We start from the raw sequence: 18,725 nt of genomic DNA, 5'->3' as shown, positions 1-18,725 counted from the left end.
GAAAGACCCGCCGCGGCCATCCGGCCACGCGAACGTGGCGCTGCCGCAACGGGTCTGACGTCAGATCAGCGGTTCGGCCCGGCGGCCGTGCCGGCCGGCCCGGGAACCGCGCGGCTCACTCGAAGGGGTCGAAGGTGTCGAACTCGTGGGTGGCCTCGTCGCGTTCGGCCTGCCGCTCGCGCCGCCGCTGGACGGCGGGCCGCTGCTCCTCGAACCGGTGGTCCTCGCCGCGCCGGCCCAGCATCTCCGCGCCCGCCATCACCGAAGGCTCCCAGTCGAAGACGACCGCGTTCTCCTCGGGGCCGATCGCGACGCCGTCCCCGGCGCGGGCACCCGCCTTCAGCAACTCCTCCTCCACACCGAGGCGGTTGAGCCGGTCGGCGAGGTAGCCGACGGCCTCGTCGTTGTTGAAGTCGGTCTGCCGCACCCAGCGTTCCGGCTTCTCGCCGCGCACCCGGAACAGGCCGTCGTCCTCGCGCGTCACCGTGAAGCCCGCGTCGTCGACCGCCTTGGGCCGGATGACGATCCGCGTCGCCTCCTCCTTCGGCCTCGCGGCCCGTGCCGCGGCCACCAGCTCACCGAGCGCGTACGACAGTTCCCGCAGGCCGATGTGCGCCACCGCGGACACCTCGAAGACGCGGTAGCCGCGCGCCTCCAGGTCCGGGCGCACCATCTCGGCCAGGTCCTTGCCGTCCGGCACGTCGACCTTGTTGAGGACGACGATCCGGGGACGGTCGCCGAGCCCGCCGTACTGCTTCAGCTCCTCCTCGATGACATCGAGGTCGGAGAGCGGGTCGCGGTCGGACTCCAGGGTCGCCGTGTCCAGCACGTGCACCAGCACGCTGCACCGCTCCACGTGCCGCAGGAACTCCAGGCCGAGCCCCTTGCCCTGGCTCGCGCCGGGGATGAGCCCCGGCACATCGGCGACGGTGAACACGGTCGCGCCCGCGGTCACCACGCCCAGGTTCGGCACGAGGGTGGTGAAGGGGTAGTCCGCGATCTTCGGCTTGGCCGCGCTCAGCACCGAGATCAGCGAGGACTTGCCCGCGCTCGGATAGCCGACGAGGGCCACGTCGGCGACCGTCTTCAGCTCAAGCACGATGTCCTGGAGGCCGCCCGGCTCGCCGAGCAGCGCGAATCCGGGCGCCTTGCGCCGGGCCGAGGCCAGCGCCGCGTTGCCGAGCCCGCCCCGGCCGCCCTGCGCGGCGATGTACGACGTGCCGTGCCCGACCAGGTCGGCGAGCACCTGGCCCGCCTTGTCCAGCACGACGGTGCCGTCCGGCACCGGCAGGACCAGGTCCTGGCCGTCCTTGCCCGAGCGGTTGCCGCCCTCGCCCGGCTTGCCGTTGGTGGCCTTGCGGTGCGGGGAGTGGTGGTAGTCGAGCAGCGTGGTGACCGACTGGTCGACGGTCAGGATCACATCGCCGCCGCGCCCGCCGTTGCCGCCGTCCGGGCCGCCCAGCGGCTTGAACTTCTCGCGGTGTACGGAGGCACAGCCGTGACCTCCGTTACCCGCGGCGACATGCAGTTCGACGCGGTCCACGAAGGTGGTCATGGTGGGTGCCTCCTGGGGGTGCCCCGGCCGACGGCCGGGGATGCGAATGACGTGCTGGGTAACACGCGAAAGGCGGACCCGCCTTCCCGCCCGGGAAGTGAGGTCCGCCTCGCGAAACGTACGGTCGGGCGCCTGGGTCAGGCGACCGGGACGATGTTCACGACCTTGCGGCCGCGGTGGGTACCGAACTCCACCGCACCGGCCTGCAGCGCGAACAGCGTGTCGTCGCCGCCACGGCCGACGCCCGCGCCCGGGTGGAAGTGGGTGCCGCGCTGGCGGACGAGGATCTCACCCGCGTTCACGACCTGACCGCCGAAGCGCTTCACGCCGAGCCGCTGGGCGTTGGAGTCGCGACCGTTCCGGGTGGACGATGCGCCCTTCTTGTGTGCCATGTCTCCTCAGTCCTTACTTCGCAGCCGCGGGGATCGCGGTGACCTTGATCGCCGTGTACTGCTGGCGGTGGCCCTGGCGACGGCGGTAGCCGGTCTTGTTCTTGTAGCGCAGAATGTCGATCTTCTGGCCCTTGTGGTGGTCCACGACCTCGGCCTGGACCTTGATGCCGGCCAGCACCCACGGGTCGCTGGTCACAGCGTCGCCGTCGACAACGAGCAGGGTCGAGAGCTCGACCGTGTCGCCAACCTTGGCGGTGGAAATCTTGTCAACCTCGACGATGTCACCGACAGCAACCTTGTGCTGGCGGCCACCGCTGCGCACGATGGCGTACACGCGGATCTCTCTTTCGCTCGGACACGGCACCCCCGCAGGCCAGCCGCCCGGAACAGCACGGACGACCTCTCCCGGCCAACCCAGTGCCCGGGAGGAAGAGGTTTACGGGGATGTGGCGTGCCTCTATGGACGGACACGCCGACGGTCAAGGTTACGGGGAGCTGACCGGGAGGGTCAAACCGGGCCCCGTCCGACCGGGGTTCGGCCGGTCACAGGGACCGGCCGCACCACCGCGTCGGGCGCACCCCGCGTCGGGGCGCACCCGCGTCGGGCGTGGTCAGCTCTCGTCGGCGGCGGCCGAGACCGCGGTCTTCTTCGCCGTCGACTTGGCGGCGGCCGTCTTGGCGGTCTTCGCCGCCTTCTTGGCCGTCGTCTTCTTCGCTGCCGTCTTCTTGGCCGCGGTCTTCTTGGTGGCGGCCTTCTTCGCCGTGGCCTTCTTGGCGGTCTTGCGGGCCGCCTTCTTGGCCGGAGCCGCTTCCTCGGCCGATTCGGCCGATTCGGCCGACTCAGTCGGCTCAGCCGGCTCGACCGGCTCGGTCGGCTCACCGGCGGCCGGGGCCTGCGCGTGCGGCTCGCCCCCGGCCGGTGCCGCCTCCTCCGCAGTGGTCGACGGGACCACCACCACGGCGGCCTCCTCGGCGGCGGTCGGCGCGGTGGCCTTGCGCACGGCGCGGCGCCGCGGACGGGCCGGGGCGGCCGCCTCCGCGGGCTCCTCCGCGGCCGGTGCCGCGAGCGCCGCCGGTTCAGCCGCCGCCGGTTCGGCCGCCGGCTCCTCGGCGGGCGCGGCCTCGGTGACCGTCACCACCTCGGCACCCGCGGGGGAACCGGCCGGTGCCGACACCTTCCGGGTGGCGCGGCGCCGCGTGCGGCCGGTCGGCGCGGGCTCCTCGGCGGCGGGGGGCGCGGCGACGGCCGGGTCCTCGACCGCCACCGGCTCGGCCTGCGCCTCGGCGGCGGGCACGGGCTGCACCGGCCGCGCGGCCTCCGCCTCGGCGGTGGACTCCGCCGCGGGAGCCGTCACCTCCGGCCGTACGGACTCGCCCCTGGGCGCGCCCGCCGGAGCCGAGGCCCGGCGGCCCGCCCGGCGCCGGGTGCGCCCGCGGCCGGACGCCGCGGCCTCCGCCTCGGCGACGCTGCTGTACAGCTCCTCGTCGGGCGCGAAGTCCGGCGCGGGGAGCGCGACCGGCACGGCGGCCTCCGCCGCGACCTCGGCCTCGCTCTCCGCCTCCTGCTCGGCGCTCACGGCCGCCTCCACGACCGCGGCCTCGGCCTCGTGCACCTGACCGTCGCCGCCGCGCCCGCGCTTCTTGCGCTTGCCGCCGCCGCCCACGGACACCGGCTGCTCCATGTGCACGATGACGCCGCGGCCGTTGCAGTGGACGCAGGTCTCCGAGAAGGACTCCAGCAGGCCCTGGCCGACCCGCTTGCGGGTCATCTGCACCAGGCCCAGCGAGGTCACCTCCGCGACCTGGTGCTTCGTGCGGTCCCGGCCCAGGCACTCCAGCAGGCGCCGCAGCACCAGGTCCCGGTTGGACTCCAGCACCATGTCGATGAAGTCGATGACGATGATGCCGCCGAGGTCGCGCAGCCGCAGCTGGCGCACGATCTCCTCCGCCGCCTCCAGGTTGTTCCTGGTGACGGTCTCCTCCAGGTTGCCGCCCTGACCGGTGAACTTGCCGGTGTTGACGTCGATGACGACCATCGCCTCGGTCCGGTCGATGACCAGCGAACCGCCGCTGGGCAGCCAGACCTTGCGGTCCAGCGCCTTGGCCAGCTGCTCGTCGATCCGGTACGTGGCGAAGACGTCGACCTCGCTGGTCCACTTCTGCAGCCGGTCGGCGAGGTCCGGCGCGACGTGCGCGACATACCCGTGGACGGTCTCCCAGGCGTCGTCACCGCTGACGATGACCTTGGAGAAGTCCTCGTTGAAGATGTCGCGCACGACCCGGACGGTCATGTCCGGCTCGCCGTACAGCAGCGAAGGCGCACTGGAGCCGCCGTTCTTCGCCTTCTTGCGGATGTCCTCCCACTGCGCCTGCAGCCGCTCGACGTCCCGGCGCAGCTCCTCCTCGCTCGCGCCCTCGGCGGCGGTGCGCACGATGACGCCCGCGTCCTCGGGGACGATCTTCTTGAGGATGGTCTTCAACCGCGCCCGCTCGGTGTCGGGCAGCTTGCGGCTGATGCCGGTCATGGAGCCCTCGGGCACGTACACGAGGTAGCGGCCGGGCAGCGATACCTGGCTGGTCAGCCGCGCGCCCTTGTGCCCGATGGGGTCCTTCGTGACCTGGACGAGCACGGACTGGCCGGACTTCAGCGCGGACTCGATGCGGCGCGGGCCGTTCGCGAGCCCGAGCGCCTCGAAGTTGACCTCGCCCGCGTAGAGCACGGCGTTGCGGCCCTTGCCGATGTCGATGAAGGCGGCCTCCATCGACGGCAGCACGTTCTGCACCTTGCCGAGATAGACGTTGCCGACGTACGAGGTCGACTGCTCCTTGTTGACGTAGTGCTCGACGAGCACACCGTCCTCCAGGACGCCGATCTGCGTGCGGTCGCCGTTCTGCCGGACGACCATCACCCGCTCGACGGCCTCGCGGCGGGCCAGGAACTCGGCCTCGGTGATGATCGGGACGCGGCGGCGGCCCTGCTCGCGGCCCTCGCGGCGGCGCTGCTTCTTGGCTTCGAGCCGCGTGGAGCCCTTGATGGACTGCACCTCGTCGGACGGCTCGGAGGGCTTGCGGGGCTCACGGACCTTGACGACCGTGCGCTCCGGGTCGCCCTCGCCGGGCTCCGCGTCGACGGTGGCGTCACCGGCGCGGCGGCGCCGCCGACGACGGCGCCGGCTGCTGGAGCTGGAACCGGTGCTCTCCTCGGCGCGGGCGTCCTCGGCGTCCTCTTCCTCCTGCTCGGCCGTGTCCTCGGCGTCCTGCGCGGCCTGGTCGGCGGCGAGTTCGTCGGACTCGGCGTCCACGCCCTCGCCGGCCTCGCCGTCACCGGCGTCACCACGACGCCGGCGCCGGCCGCCGCGGCGGCGGCGCCGACGCGAACCGGTCTCCTCCGCCTCGTCGCCGTCGGCGTCCTCGGCCGAGTCCTCCGGCTCCCCCGGCTCCTCGGCGCTGTCCTCGGTGTGGGTCTCGACGGCGTGGCTCTCGACGGCCTGGGGCTCGTCGCCGTAGCCCGTGGCCCGGCGGCGACGGCGGCGCCGCGTGCCGGTCTCGGCCTGCTCCTCGGCGGCATCCTCGGGCTCCTCCGCCTCGGCGGCCTCCGCGGCGGCTTCGGCGGCGGCCCGCTCCGGGGTCTGGAACTTCGGTTCGGTGAACACGGGCGCCTGGAACACAGCGACGGCGGGCCGCGCGGGCCGGCGCGACGCCTCGGCCCCGGCGTCCGCGGCGGACTCCTGGCCGGGCTCCTGGGCGGAGGGCTGTGCGGGCTGCCGCGCGGGCTCGGAGAACCCGGAGGCGGCCTGCCGCACGACACGACGACGGGTACGACGCGGAGCATGCTCCTCGGCGGACTCGGCGGCCTCGGCGGCCTCGGCGGCCTTGGTCTCGACCGCGACGGACCGCGCGGCCTCGGCGCCACCGCCGACGGCACGGGTCTCGGCGACGGCCCCGGTCTCGACGGCGGGACCGCCCTCGGCGGCCGGTCCGGGCTCGGCGGCGGGACCCGTCTCGGCGGCGGGCGCACCGGCGGGCGCGGACACCCGGCGCGCGGCCCGACGGCGGACGCGCCGCGCCCCGGTCTCCTCGGCCCCGGCGGGCACCTCGACGGCGACGGGGGTCTCGGCGGTGACCGGAACCTCGACGGGTTCCCCACCGGGCGCGGGGGCCTCGCCGCTCTCCACGGTCTCGCCGGCCCCGGTGGACACGGCACTCTCCACGGCCTCGGCCGCCTCCGCGGTCGGGGCACCGGAGGGCGCGGACACACGGCGCGCGGCCCGACGACGCGTACGGGCGGCGGGCGCGGGCTCCTCGGCGGCAACCGATGTGTCGGCGGCCGACACCTCGGCGGCGGGCACCTCCGCAGGCGCACCGGACTCGGCGGCGGACGCGGCACTCTCCACGACCTCGGCCGCCTCGGCGGCCGGGGCAGCGGAGGGCGCGGACACGCGCCGCGTGGCCCGACGACGCGTACGGGCGGCGGGCGCGGGCTCCTCCTCGACGGCGGCCGGTTCGGCCTCGGCGGCGGGCGCCACGGTGGTCTCGGCGGTCACCGGTACGACGGTCTCGGCGGCGGCGTCCTCCGCGGCGGCCGGGGCGCCGGCCGGCGCGGACGCGCGCCGCGCGGCCCGGCGACGCGGGCGTGCGGCGGGCGCCGGCTCCTCGGCGGCGACCGACGTCTCGGCGGCGGGCGCCTCGGCGATCGCGGTCTCGGCCTGCTCCTCGGCCACCGGCCCCGCGGCCGGTACGACGGTCTCCGCGCCGGTGGGCGGCCCGGCGGGCGCGGAGGCGCGGCGGGTCGCACGACGACGCGCACGAACGGGGGGCGTGGGCTCCTCGGCGGCGGGCGCTTCGGCGACCGCGGACTCGCGCGCCGCCGCCTCTGCCGTCGCCTCTTCGGACGCCTCTTCAGCCCCGTGGATTTCTTGGAACTCTTGGATCTCTTCAGCCTCTTCGGTCTCTTCGGTCTTCACCGGCTCGTCCGTCACAACGGTCACAGGCGCCTCGGCGCCCACAGTCGTCTCGACGCTCACGTCGGCGACCTGGGTCTCCGCGGTCACCTCGGCGTTGGCCTCGGCCCCGGTGGGCGGGCCCGCCGGGCGTGAGGCGGCACGGCGACGCCTGCGCGGCGGCAGGGTGTCGCTAGGAGTGTTGGGTTCGGAACCCTCGACGGGTTCGATCGGTTCGAGCATGCGGGCGTTTCTCCCGTCAGGCTCCCGGGCGCCGCGCCTGGTCCGGCGTCGATCCGCTCGATCGACCGCCGCTGACGTCCGCGGCCCGCTCGATGCGCGATGACCGCCGCCGGGGCGCGGGCGCCGCACGGGAGCTCTCTGTGTCCTGTCTCGCCGGTTCCGTACGCCGTGTTGCCTACGGCCTGGCGAAAGTCTTCTGGTCGGTGCGCTGCCCGACCCAGGTGGCTCCCGAGTACAAGGGCGGCGCTTCGACGCCCGTCCCTACGCGGGACCTTCCGGCACCTGCGCCGTCGCGGCGGCAGTGGCGGCGGCCGGTTGCGGCTCGGTCGCTGCTGCCTCGCGGTCGGGCGCGAGCGGGTCGGTCACCGTGCCGGTCTCTTCATCGAACGGCCCCTGCGCCAGCCTGGTCACCGCTGCGGGGACCGGCGGCGCCAGGTCGGCCACGGCGCGGAGACCGGACAGGACGTCGTCGGGTCGTACGGCAGGCGTCACGTGCCGAACAACCAGCCGCAGTATCGCACAGGGCCGGCCGGTCGGCCTATCAGGCTGCGAACTGTACGTTTCCGCGCTCGCCAGGCACTCAAGACCGACGACGGCGGCGCGGGCGTCGAACGTCCGCACGCCGTTCTTGGTCATGCGCTGCACCTCGACGGTGCCGGCCTCGGTGAAGACCTTCACCGCGCGTGCCGCCTCGGCCGGTTCGACGCCGTCCAGCCGCAGCTCCCACACGGAGGCGGTCAGCCGGTCGGCGAGCCCCGCCGTGCGGGCCTCGACCGCGTCGACGACGTCGAGCCCGGCGGGCAGCGACTCGTCGAGCAGAACACGCAGCGTGTCCGGGTCGCGGGTGTCGGCGAGCGCGATCTCCAGGTACTCCGCCTCACTGCCCGTGCCGGTGGGTGCGGCATTGGCGTACGACACCTTCGGATGCGGCGTGAACCCCGCCGAGTACGCCATCGGCACCTCGGAACGGCGCAGCGCACGCTCGAAGGCGCGCTGGAAGTCACGGTGGCTGGTGAACCGGAGGCGGCCGCGCTTGGTGTAACGCAGTCGGATGCGCTGCACCGCCGGTGCGGGCGGCGGGCCTTCGGGCTGTCGCTTGCCCAGTGTCGTTCAGTCCTTAGTGAGTGCGGTCGTACTGCTACCAAGAGTACGTGTCTCACGGCCGTCGAGTTCCCGGCGCTCGACCGGCTCGGGCCGCCGCGGCTCGCCGAACAGGGCCCTGCGGACGTCGGCGCGCACCTGCCGTGCCGTCTCGCGCGCGCCGGCCAGCGCCTGCCGGGCGGTCCGTCCCACGGCACGCGCGGCCTCGGCGGCGGGCCGCAGCACCGCGTCCCTGAGGACATGCCCGACGGGAGTGAGAACCGTCCGGTACGCCCAGCGCACCGGCTCCACCAGGAGCCACCGGAAGAGGGTCGCGAGGAAGCGTCCGACGGCGCGGGAGACGTACCCGGCGACCCGCCAGGCGTGACCGAGCGGCGTCCCGATCTCCCGGGCGACCACGGCGAGGACCCGGCCCGCGGGCACGAGCACCCAGCGCCACAGCGCGAGGGCGGGCAGCACGAACAGGATGCGGGCCGTCCAGTACAGGACGGCTCCGATCCCGGTGACGAGCGCGCCGACGCACCAGGCCAGGGCCCGTCCGACGGGCGCGAGGAGGTGGACGTACAGCCATTGCGCGGGGACGACGAGCAGATGGCGCAGCAGCCAGGCGACGACGGCGAACACCCCGGTGCCCAGGACGGCGAGCAGCGTCCCCGCGCCCTTCAGGAACCGGCCGATGCCGCGGCCTGCCGGGGCGAGCACGCGCGCGTACAGCCACGCCAGCCCGGCGCCGGCCGCCCGCGCGAGCCAGGCGAGTGCGTGTCCGACGGGCGTCAGCACATACCGGTACAGCCAGTCCAGCGGCACCACGACGAGGACGTGTCCGAGCAGGCCGAGCGCCTTGCCCACGGGCACGACGACATACCGCCACAGCGCGACCAGGGGCCGGACGAGCACGGTCCGGCCGAGCCACAGCAGGGCCCGCCCGAGCGGCCGCAGCACGGAGTCGGTGAGCAGCCGCCCGGCCGCGACCAGGGCGTCCCATGCGATCCGTACCGGCACCACCAGCACGAGCACCACGATCCGCACGGGCATCCGGATCGCGACGACGAGACACCCCTCCGGGGGCCGCGGCTCGGACGGCGGTGGGGGCGGGCGCTTTTCGAGATCCATACCGGTCTCCATGCCGGTATAGACGCGCCGAACGCCCGTACGGATGCAGCGGGCCCGGTGGGCATGACGCGTCCGCCGCCGGATCAGGGCCGCACGTCGAGGGGGCGCGCCGTCAGGACTTGGAGTTGCGCTGCGCGTGCGCGCCGTGCCGGGGACGGAACCGGGGGGAGACCTGGCCGACCAGCTCCCAGAAGCACACCAGGGCGGTGATCGGCGGAATTCCGAGCATCACGTACGACAGCAGCGAGCGCGAGGAGTGGCTGACGCACAGCGCCACCGCCATGGCCGAGGCCGCCAGGATGACCCCCCAGGACCGCCGTGCGCTGCGGCGCTGCACCGTCGCCCGCAGGATGGACAGGGCCGCCACGAACCAGGGTCCGTACACCGTGAGCGGCCACCACTGCGCGAGGTTCGAGGGCAGCACGGAGAAGGCGATGGTGCGCAGTTGCCCGTAGGAGTAGGAGACGGACCAGCCCAGCATGGAGGCGGCGCACAGGGTGATCGCCACGATGAGGACCGTCACATGGGTGACCCGGTGGCCGCCGTCCAGGAAGTGGGACTCCGTGCGCAGTCGCCGTCGTCCGCTTCTGCGGGGCGGGCGCCGGGTCACTCGGGGCGCGGTGCCCGTGGCGGCCGCGGTGGACAGCATCCGGGCCAGTTCGTCGTCCAGGTCCCAGGCGTGGGTGGCATCCGGCGCCGGCGGGTGCCAGCTCTGCTGCGCCGACAGGGACACCGTGTCGTACGCGGGCTGGGTGAGTGTGTCTGGGTCGGTTCTCAGGGCGTAGTGACGGTTGTAGAGACCGGCCTCGTCGTAATTCCCGTCCATCCGATAATTCCTCCGCGCTCCCGCTCAGCACGTTCCGTCGAGAGCGCGCAGATATTCGCTCTCCATTTTTCTGATCTTGTCCAGGAAATCATCGAGCAGGTCCGAGCAGTGGTTGGGTCCAGACCCCCCGCCGACCGACCCGCATTCGTCACCGACCGACGGGTGGTTCATGGCTCCGCATCCCTCTTTCCAGATCACGGTCACTTAACGAGCACACCCGTGGGCCAGGTGTCGGACATTCGGGGGATTGAATCGCCCTCAAGGGGTATCCGGGTGCCTGATGACAACATTTAATGCGCGAAAGTATGACCGCGCGGCCGGGTGTCCGACCGCGCGTGTCGGCTTGCGCCGGCGCATGCCCGCCGGTCAGCAGCCGGTTGCTCGGAATGAAGCCCGCGGCGGATCTGCGCCCTGCAGGGGCGCGGGGAACTGCGCGCCCAGCCACAACGCACCCGCACCCGACGTGTCTGCCGGATGCGTCGGCCGCCGGGCGTGCCGCCCCGCAACCCGCCACACCCGCCACACCCCCCACACTCGGTGCGCATGCGGACGAACGCCCCGCACTTCCGGCCTGCGCCGCGCTCGCGGAACATCCGTTCGTCACCGCCCCCGGGAGCCGTGCAGACGCCGGCCCACACCGCCGGGAGTCGGCGGGCCGGCAGGCCGTGAGTAACCGGGCGCGGCGCTGCGCGCTGCCGGTCCTTCTTCAACCTCTCGTCCGGCCGCGGGCGCCAGTCGGGGCCGCCGTTCAGGCCAGGGGCGTGGGGGCCCACCGCGGCGGAGCCGCACATCGGCACAGCCCCGTGCCGCTTCGGGGCGCTGTCGGGCCGTAACGGACGGCACCGGATCTGCTCAGCGGGCGGGCTGGGCCCTGCCGCCCTCGGAGAGCAATTCGTCGAAGAGCGCCCGGTAATGGACCATGGCGCCGCGCAGTTGCTCGGTGGTGGCCTGCTGGCGGGTGCTGAGCGCCTCGATCTCATGGGCCGACCGGTAGTGTTCGAGGGTGTTGCCGTGCTCCACCGAGAGGTCCTTCATCTGCTGTTCGTACCCCTCGGTCGGGTAGCCGCGGTCGTGCATGAGCGAGGTCACCAGCCGGTCGGCGTCGTGCACCGCGTCCTGCGGCCGGTCCACGAACTCCTCCTGGACACCGCGCCATTCACCCACGTACCGCTCGCGGGCGGCGGCGGGCAGCGGCTTGATCTCCAGGGCGTCGTGCCGCTTCTCCCGCTCCCTGAGTTCACGCTCACCGGCCAGCCGGCCCCCCGATGCCTCGACCGCCCGCTCGTACTCGGGGCCGAAACGCTCACGGAGACGACGTCGCCTCATCAGGAGCGAGGCCGTCACAGCGGCCAGAACGACGACCAGCACCGCCAGGACGACGATCGCCGCCAGCGCGCCTGTTGACATCGGACGCACCTCCTTCGGGGCGTCTCTACGGAATCGGACAACCCCCGGTTCCCCCGTTTTGTCCGATTCAACCGCCCCGCCGGCGCCCGGGACCCCGCGCCGGGCTCCACGCCCCGGTGATCAGTCCCGGTGATTCAGTCCCGCCGAGGCCGTACGCCGTACGCTGTACGCCGGAGGCAAGCGCTCCGCTGGATGCGCCGCGATGTGCCGTCGGTCGTCCGCAGCACATCACTACGGCCCCGCGCCCCTCCGGGGGCGCCGTCCATGCCGCCGACTCAGGCTTGCCGCCGGCTCAGAGCTTGCCGCCGATTTCGCAGGCGCGGCACGGCGGACGGCCGCAGATGCACTGCGTGAGGGCTTCGACGACCCCGCGGTCGTGGTACAGGCACTCGTCCTGGCAGGTGTGGCGCGGAATGAACCCCGCCTCGATCTCGCCGGGCCACGGCTCATGGCCGTCCCGGCAGCGCGCGAACCGCTCCGGATCGGTGGAGTGCAGGTCACGCATGCGCGACCGCGCCTCGTCCTCCAGCAGCCGCACCCGCTCCACCAGGTCCTTCAGTTCGGCGGCGAGGCTGGAGTAGTTGTCGGCGCCGGTCCGCACATGGGCCGCCCGCAACGCCATCGCCGCGTTGCCCAGGAACCGGCCGGCGTCTTGAAGGTCGGTCACGTGATGCATCTGAATGCCGTTCACGCCTCGTACCCATACGGCGTCCATACTGCTCACTGATCCACCTTCCCGATGTGCACCCCGTTTAGCGCGAGACACTGATGTGCGGGGCAGGCTGCCTCCGCACAGAGAAAAACGAACTTAATTAACGAAGCTAAAGGCTTGGGCCGCTCACGTCCAGCAGATTCCTGGTGAATCGGCTCACAGCGGGCATTGCGTTCACCGCGGCCGGAATTTCTGGATCTTCCCGGCCCGGGATTCGATCTTGCGGCTATCGGAATACGGCCGCGGCGAGGGCCAGGCCGAGGTAGACCGCCCCGAGCCCCGCGAGGACCGAGACGATCACATTGGCCGCCGCGAGAAACCGCGAGCCGGCCTCGGCCAGCCGCAGCGTCTCGTACGAGAACGTGGAGTACGTGGTCAGGGCGCCGCACAGACCGGTGCCGAGAAGGAGCCGCACCTCCTGCGGCACGGCGGTGGCCAGGGCCGCCCCGGTCAGCGCGCCCAGGATCGCCGACCCGGCCGCGTTGGCGGCGAAGGTGCCCCACGGAAAGGCGGTGTCGTGGCGGGCCTCGACGGCCCGGTCGATCAGATACCGCAAGGGAGCGCCGACGGCGCCGCCCAGCGCGACGAGCAGAAACCCCATCGGCGCGGTCACCTCCTCGCCAGGGCGATCCGGCGGGCGGCGACCGCGCCGACCCGCACGGCCACGAGCGCCAGCACCACGGTCGCCACCAGGTATCCCATGGCGAGGCCGACCCGGTCCGCGCGCACCAGGCGCTCGATGTCGGCGCAGTACGTGGAGAAGGTCGTGAAGCCGCCGAGGACCCCGGTGCCGAAGAACGGCCGCAGCAACGGATGCGCGGACCACCCCTCGGTGATCGCCACCAGGAAGACACCGATGACGAGACATCCGACGGCGTTCACACCCAGCGTCGTCCACGGGAAACCGGCCGCGCCGGTCGGCCACAGCAGCGCCGCCGCGTACCGGGCGCAGGCGCCGATCGACCCGCCCACGGCGATCACGGTCAGCACCTGGGCGTGTCCGTGGGGGGCGTTACGGCGCTGACGAGCCTCTACCACTGCGGACCCTTCCGGCGGCCGATCGGGCACGGCGCGCGCGTTCTGGCCTACTGCCACTCCGCCCGTGAATCGTACGGCACCGGCCGACGGGAGCCGCGGCGCGCGGATTTGACACACGCAATGGCCGGACGTCTCCTGGAAGAGGGAAAACTGCTCCCGGAGGCTGCTGATGGCAACCTACGAGTATCTGTGCAGCCGGTGCGGCCCATTCGATGTGAAGCTGGCCATCGGAACGGCGCCCAAAGCCCATGGATGCCCTGAATGCGCGGGCGAAGCGAGACGTGTGTTCTCCTCCCCCGGCCTTTCACGGACCTCGAATGCGGCCGCTGCCCTGCGGGCCCGGGAGGAGCAGTCCCGTGAGGCCCCGGCGGTGGTCTCCGAACTCCCGCCGGGCACGGGGGTGCGTCCGCGTGCGCACCCCGCGCTGCCGCGGTTGCCGCGCCCCTGAGGACGGTGGCCGACGAGCGGAACGTCTCATGACTCCGCTGCCCACGCGGGCTTAGGAGGTGCCTCCTCGTGGCGAATGTGGGACTGCTCTTCGTCGGTGCGGTGCTCTACATCAACGGGCTGCTTCTGCTCGGAAAGGTCGAAGCCCGCTCGGCGGGTGTGTTCAACCTCTTCGTGGGCGCGCTCCAGGTCCTGACGCCGACCTATCTCATCTTCGTGGCCGACAATGACCCGAAGAAGATACTGGCGGCGTCCGGCCTGTATCTTTTCGGCTTCACCTATCTCTATGTGGGCATCGGCCTCCTGGTCGTCCTCGACACCACCGGGGTCGGTTATTACTCGCTCTTCGTGGCCATCACGGCCCTGGGGTATTCGTACGTCAATTTCCGGCTCGTGAAGGACAACCCCTTCGGAGTCATCTGGCTCTACTGGGCGTTCCTGTGGTTCCTTTTCTTCTTGCTGCTCGGTCTCAAGAAGGAACGGCTCACCGCCTATACGGGCTGGGTCACGGCGATCGAGGGCTGGGTGACGGGCGTGATCCCCGCCGCTCTGCTGCTCTCCGGCTACTGGAAACACCCCGACGAGACCGCCATCGCCCTGGGGGCCTTCGCGGTCGTGGTGTTCGGGGCACTGTGGCCGCTCACCCGGAACACCCGGAACCGTCCGGCCTCCACCGCTTCGACGACCGAGTCGAGCACATCCATGTGACCGGACCGGAAGCAATGAGGAAGTTGCCATGCCTGAAGTTCTCTTCACCGTCGACCAGAGCAAATCCATGCGCGAGCAGGACATACCGGGGCACAACAGGTGGCACCCCGACGTCCCCAACGTCACCATGGTCAAGCCAGGAGCCGAGTTCCGCGTCGAGTGCCGTGACTGGACCGACTGCCAGATCGGCGACAACGACTCCGCCAACGACGTACGCGACATCGACCTGACCATTCCCCACATGCTCAGCGGGCCGATCGGCGTGGAGGGTGCCGAACCCGGCGACCTGCTCGTCGTCGACATCCTCGACCTCGGTCCCGTGCCGCAGCAGCGCGGGGACGCGGCCGGCCAGGGCTGGGGCTACACCGGCATCTTCGCCAAGGCCAACGGCGGAGGGTTCCTGACCGACTACTTCCCGGACTCCTACAAGGCCATCTGGAACTTCCACGGCCAGCAGGCGGTCTCCCGCCACCTGCCCGGCATCCGCTACACCGGGATCACCCACCCCGGGCTGTTCGGAACGGCGCCGTCGGCCGAAATGCTCGACCGCTGGAACGCCCGCGAGAAGGCGCTGATCGACACCGACCCGAACCGGGTCCCGCCGCTCGCCATACCTCCCGACGCCAACAACGCACTCGCCGGCACGGCCACCGGGGAACTCGCCACCCGCATCAACGAGCAAGGCGCACGCACGGTGCCGGCCCGTGAGAACGGCGGCAACCAGGACATCAAGAACATGACCCGCGGCTCCCGGGCCTTCTTCCCCGTGTACGTCCACGACGCCAAACTCTCCGCGGGAGACCTGCACTTCAGCCAGGGCGACGGAGAGATCACCTTCTGCGGCGCCATCGAGATGGGCGGCTACATCGACTTCCACGTCGACCTGATCAAGGGCGGCATGGAGGCGTACGGCATCACCACCAACCCGGTGTTCATGCCCGGCAACGTCGAGCCGCGCTACACGGAGTTCATGAGTTTCATCGGGGTCTCGGTCGACCACGACACGGACACCAACTTCTACATGGACGCCACGCTGGCCTACCGGCGGGCCTGCCTCAACGCCGTCGAGTACTTCAAGCGGTTCGGCTACAGCGGCGAACAGGCATATCTGCTGCTCGGCTCCGCGCCCGTCGAGGGACGCATCAGCGGCATCGTCGACATCCCCAACGCATGCTGCTCGCTGTACGTACCCACGGCCATGTTCGACTTCGACGTCCGCCCCACCGCCGCGGGCCCGACAAAGGCAGACCGCGGCCAATGCGCCCTCACCACCGCCTGACCCCCACCCCGGCCCCGCACCCCACCTGCGGGGCCACCACTCCACGGGAACTGATCAGCCCATACCGATGATCTCCAGGGTCGGAGGCAGCAGTTCCGCTCCAACGGCCCTCGTTGCTGCAGGCAACCGAAGAGTGCGGAGGGAGCGCACATGTCGCAGCGAACTCACGTCGACATCGGGAAGGTGGGTCTCCAATGTCAGGTCGGTGAGACGGGGAAACGCGGCAAGCCACTCCCAGGAGCAACGCAGATCTGCCGCTATCCACAGTCCCGTGAGGCGGTCAGCTACGCAGGAGTGTTTGATTTCCTCGGGACTGAGAGGCGATGTGATCCTCAAGAGGGGTCTCCCGCCGAAACGGCGCAGTGCCCTGAGTTCCCGACCGCTTGAAACCACAAAATAGAGGTCGTCCTCCCGCAGGTATGCAATGACCTCTTCGGCGTAGCGGTCGGTGTCGAACCGGCTCCAAGCGAGGGCTAGTTCGGCACGTACCCGTAGGTCCTTCACGCTCCGAAAACGGGTCAGCACCGGGATCGCGGCATCGGTTCCAATGCGAGCAGCGGTGAGGACTGTGAAGTAGGCCTCGTCGTGGGTGAGGTCCTTCGGACCCTGCAGCACTTCCAGCACAACCGGGCCGACATCTGAGAGCGCACGTGCCTGGGCGACCGAACGGGGCGGAATGAGCTTTTCTGCACGACGCTGGACCTCGGTTCGCACGGCGGGATCAAGTTCGGTAGCGTCGTCCAAGCAGGCCGCAGCCAGCAGATGGAGTCGGTGGCGGGTCTCCTTGGAAGAGTCCCCGCGTTCGATCAGTCCGGTGAGCAGTCGAGTGCGTTCTCCCGGGCGGGCGTGAGCCACGGCCATGCGGATGACATCCTCCCACTGGTCAAGGTGGGCGTTACCGCCAAGGAAGTCAAAATCGAGGTTCTCTACGGCGGCCCTGGCTCCGAGATAGTCCTGAAAGGTCCTGTGGATGAACTGCATGGTGCCTTCAACGGGCTCGATGAGCAAGCCGCTTCGGACGAGCAGGTGCCGGTAGATCTGCTTCAACGTGCCCTGTTCGGCGACGCGTGGCATAGCCGTCAACGCTTGGGACAGCAGGTCCAGGGCATCCTGCGCGTCCATCTCTGAACGACCGTTACGGATCAGCCAGTACGCCAATTTCTGGATCAGCTGAACCTGATGGGTTTCGCCGATACGCATGTCGCCCGTCTTGTAGACACCGCGTTCGCGGTCTCTCCGAGAGAGCAGCATGGACAGTGCCGCGTCGTAGAGTTCCTTACGTCCGTCGGGGAGGTAACCCCTCCGGTCACGATGCAGTGCACAGATGAGCCCGCACATAAGCGGATTGGTGGCGAGCCGGGCGAGTTCCTGCTTGGCCCGTACGGCGTAGAGCAGTTCTTTTCCATACGCGTCTGCACGGCCCGCCGCCTTGTGCCAGCGTCTGATGAATGCGGCGACATCATCACGGCTCATGGGAGCCAGATCAAGTTCCGAGAATTTCTCGTCTGCCAGCCAATGTTCTCGCACGGCCGAGGGTCGTGAAGTGACAAGCCAATGGTTCTTCGGGTAGGAACCGATGAGATCCCGCAGCCAGTTGCGGGCTTCCTCGCGTTCCTCCTCGGGCATCTCGTCGATCCCGTCAACCAGCATCAGCCCACGCCCCGCGGTCAGCACACGGTCGTACCAGCCCGTGGGCTGGGCGTGGGCGATCGGGCACCCTACCGCCGAAAGGAACTCGTCCGGGGCGGGCAGTCGTGCCCCGGCACGGGTCAGGGAGCGCATCGGCAGTACGAACGGCACCAGGCCATGGAGGTAAAGGAGTCGTTCGTCGAGATCGTTACGTGCGGCACTGACCGCCAGCCACTGCACAAGCGTGGTTTTGCCGGAACCTGCCACACCCCGCAACAGCACCCGGGCACGCCCGGCCAAGACCTGTTCGGCAGGGAGCACCAACGGAATCTCGCCAACCGCGGTCCCCGTGGCCTCTAAGCTCAGATAGGCCGCATCGAGAGGCCACGACGCCGACGTTTCGGACAGATCAAGACCGAAGATGGTCAGCTTGCCGTGCTTCTTAGAGATATAGCGCGCGTAGCGCTCCTCGAAACCGCCGTCCGCCGGGGAAGGCGTTCGCAGAATCAGCGTGTCGATCTTCGAGGACAGTTCTTCGATCCGGCGAGTCTGCTCAACGAGCGTGCGGGGTACGAAGGTGGACCTCGTGGTGAAGAAGTGCAGGATGTGCAGGCAGGCCGTGTCCACTACTCTTGTATGCAGCAACACCGCATCACTCGACAGCCCAATCGTAGCTGCCTGGTTGCCCGATCGAAGGCGCCGAGACAGTTCCAGATAGCCGAGTTGTACAGCTTGGACGTCATCCATGTCGATATGACCCAGGCAGCTCAGTGAGTGCGTGACCGCGTTCACCACCGCGCGCTGCTCGAATCTGGGAAGGCGCTCCGACACACCAGTCGACAGTGCCGCGCGATCCACCAAATCTTCTGCGATCTTGCGGAGTTCGACATCAGAGAGAGTCCGCTTCTCGCCACGGAACGACACCAGCTTCGAGATGCGCACAGGCCGCTCGACAAGGCCTGCACCGGGGCCGTCCGTCACAAAGAGTTTCTTCACCAACGGGACAACAATGCTCGATGCGAGCCGGGCCCCAATGCTCACGGGTTCCATGACCGCTTCAGCATAGAGCTCCGAGGCCGGCCGCGGCCGTTGAACGCATCACTGCGTCAAAAAATGCATCCACCTCTGCGAAAAGGAACAAGATGCCACCCCGCCGAAAGCACCGGACACCAACGTGACACCTATCGCCACCTACTGACGTTCTGGTCGGCAACGTTCTCCTATGCCGCCCAGACTCTTGCGAGGAGCCCGCATGATCTCCCGCCACCCACTCTGCGCACCGAGCGCCGGCAGGACGGCAGCCTCACCTGGATGTGAGTGTTGAGAACAGGGCAC

Annotated in this window: 16 protein-coding genes; 3 read left to right on the top strand and 13 right to left on the bottom strand. The window is 70.6% G+C overall.

The window, feature by feature from the left end; all coding sequences use genetic code 11:
- Positions 1–115 precede the first annotated feature (115 nt).
- The 12 genes from obgE to crcB (AC27LF_RS14930) all read right to left on the bottom strand — a co-directional run bounded on the left by obgE (position 116) and on the right by crcB (AC27LF_RS14930) (position 13,279).
- Positions 116–1,555, bottom strand: coding sequence for a GTPase ObgE (gene obgE / locus AC27LF_RS14985; RefSeq protein WP_479660170.1), 1,440 nt, complete (start codon positions 1,553–1,555; stop codon positions 116–118).
- A 137-nt stretch (positions 1,556–1,692) separates the two neighbouring features.
- Complete coding sequence (gene rpmA, locus AC27LF_RS14980; protein WP_023550764.1) at positions 1,693–1,947, bottom strand: 50S ribosomal protein L27; 255 nt, start codon at positions 1,945–1,947, stop codon at positions 1,693–1,695.
- A gap of 13 nt (positions 1,948–1,960) precedes the next feature.
- Entirely contained in the window at positions 1,961–2,281 is a 321-nt protein-coding gene (rplU, locus tag AC27LF_RS14975) for a 50S ribosomal protein L21 (RefSeq protein ID WP_100826193.1), read from the bottom strand.
- A gap of 277 nt (positions 2,282–2,558) precedes the next feature.
- Positions 2,559–7,130, bottom strand: coding sequence for an Rne/Rng family ribonuclease (locus AC27LF_RS14970; protein ID WP_487227802.1), 4,572 nt, complete (start codon positions 7,128–7,130; stop codon positions 2,559–2,561).
- 261 nt (positions 7,131–7,391) lie between these two features.
- Positions 7,392–8,192 (bottom strand): TIGR03936 family radical SAM-associated protein, encoded by an 801-nt coding sequence (locus AC27LF_RS14965; protein ID WP_479660172.1) that lies wholly within the window; start codon positions 8,190–8,192, stop codon positions 7,392–7,394.
- Positions 8,193–8,240: 48 nt separating this feature from the next.
- Positions 8,241–9,344: a hypothetical protein gene (locus tag AC27LF_RS14960; protein ID WP_479660173.1), complete on the bottom strand. Its 1,104-nt coding sequence runs from the start codon at positions 9,342–9,344 to the stop codon at positions 8,241–8,243.
- Positions 9,345–9,456: 112 nt separating this feature from the next.
- The gene (locus AC27LF_RS14955) at positions 9,457–10,170 is read right to left on the bottom strand and encodes a DUF2637 domain-containing protein (protein ID WP_479660174.1); all 714 of its coding nucleotides are present in this window, start codon (positions 10,168–10,170) and stop codon (positions 9,457–9,459) included.
- A gap of 24 nt (positions 10,171–10,194) precedes the next feature.
- A complete protein-coding gene (locus AC27LF_RS14950; RefSeq protein WP_479660175.1) occupies positions 10,195–10,374 on the bottom strand; it encodes a hypothetical protein in 180 nt (59 codons plus the stop codon).
- A 648-nt stretch (positions 10,375–11,022) separates the two neighbouring features.
- On the bottom strand, positions 11,023–11,577 hold the full coding sequence (locus tag AC27LF_RS14945) for a hypothetical protein (protein ID WP_479660176.1): 555 nt from the start codon (positions 11,575–11,577) through the stop codon (positions 11,023–11,025).
- Between the two features lie 292 nt (positions 11,578–11,869).
- On the bottom strand, positions 11,870–12,292 hold the full coding sequence (locus AC27LF_RS14940; RefSeq protein ID WP_479660199.1) for a hypothetical protein: 423 nt from the start codon (positions 12,290–12,292) through the stop codon (positions 11,870–11,872).
- A 223-nt stretch (positions 12,293–12,515) separates the two neighbouring features.
- Positions 12,516–12,890, bottom strand: coding sequence for a fluoride efflux transporter CrcB (gene crcB / locus AC27LF_RS14935; protein ID WP_479660177.1), 375 nt, complete (start codon positions 12,888–12,890; stop codon positions 12,516–12,518).
- An 8-nt stretch (positions 12,891–12,898) separates the two neighbouring features.
- Positions 12,899–13,279: a fluoride efflux transporter CrcB gene (gene crcB / locus AC27LF_RS14930; protein WP_479660178.1), complete on the bottom strand. Its 381-nt coding sequence runs from the start codon at positions 13,277–13,279 to the stop codon at positions 12,899–12,901.
- A gap of 217 nt (positions 13,280–13,496) precedes the next feature.
- On the opposite strand from crcB (AC27LF_RS14930), the gene AC27LF_RS14925 reads away from it, so the two are divergent.
- The 3 genes from AC27LF_RS14925 to fmdA all read left to right on the top strand — a co-directional run bounded on the left by AC27LF_RS14925 (position 13,497) and on the right by fmdA (position 15,761).
- The gene (locus AC27LF_RS14925) at positions 13,497–13,775 is read left to right on the top strand and encodes an FmdB family zinc ribbon protein (RefSeq protein WP_479660179.1); all 279 of its coding nucleotides are present in this window, start codon (positions 13,497–13,499) and stop codon (positions 13,773–13,775) included.
- Between the two features lie 68 nt (positions 13,776–13,843).
- The gene (locus AC27LF_RS14920) at positions 13,844–14,482 is read left to right on the top strand and encodes an AmiS/UreI family transporter (protein WP_479660180.1); all 639 of its coding nucleotides are present in this window, start codon (positions 13,844–13,846) and stop codon (positions 14,480–14,482) included.
- Between the two features lie 28 nt (positions 14,483–14,510).
- Positions 14,511–15,761, top strand: a complete 1,251-nt coding sequence (gene fmdA, locus AC27LF_RS14915; RefSeq protein WP_479660181.1) for a formamidase — start codon at positions 14,511–14,513, stop codon at positions 15,759–15,761.
- 54 nt (positions 15,762–15,815) lie between these two features.
- Here fmdA and AC27LF_RS14910 read toward each other — a convergent pair whose 3' ends face one another.
- Positions 15,816–18,440 (bottom strand): NACHT domain-containing protein, encoded by a 2,625-nt coding sequence (locus tag AC27LF_RS14910; protein WP_479660182.1) that lies wholly within the window; start codon positions 18,438–18,440, stop codon positions 15,816–15,818.
- Positions 18,441–18,725: the final 285 nt, after the last annotated feature.

Source organism: Streptomyces diversicolor, from assembly GCF_057537855.1.
This window is presented reverse-complemented; position numbering and strand designations above follow the sequence as displayed.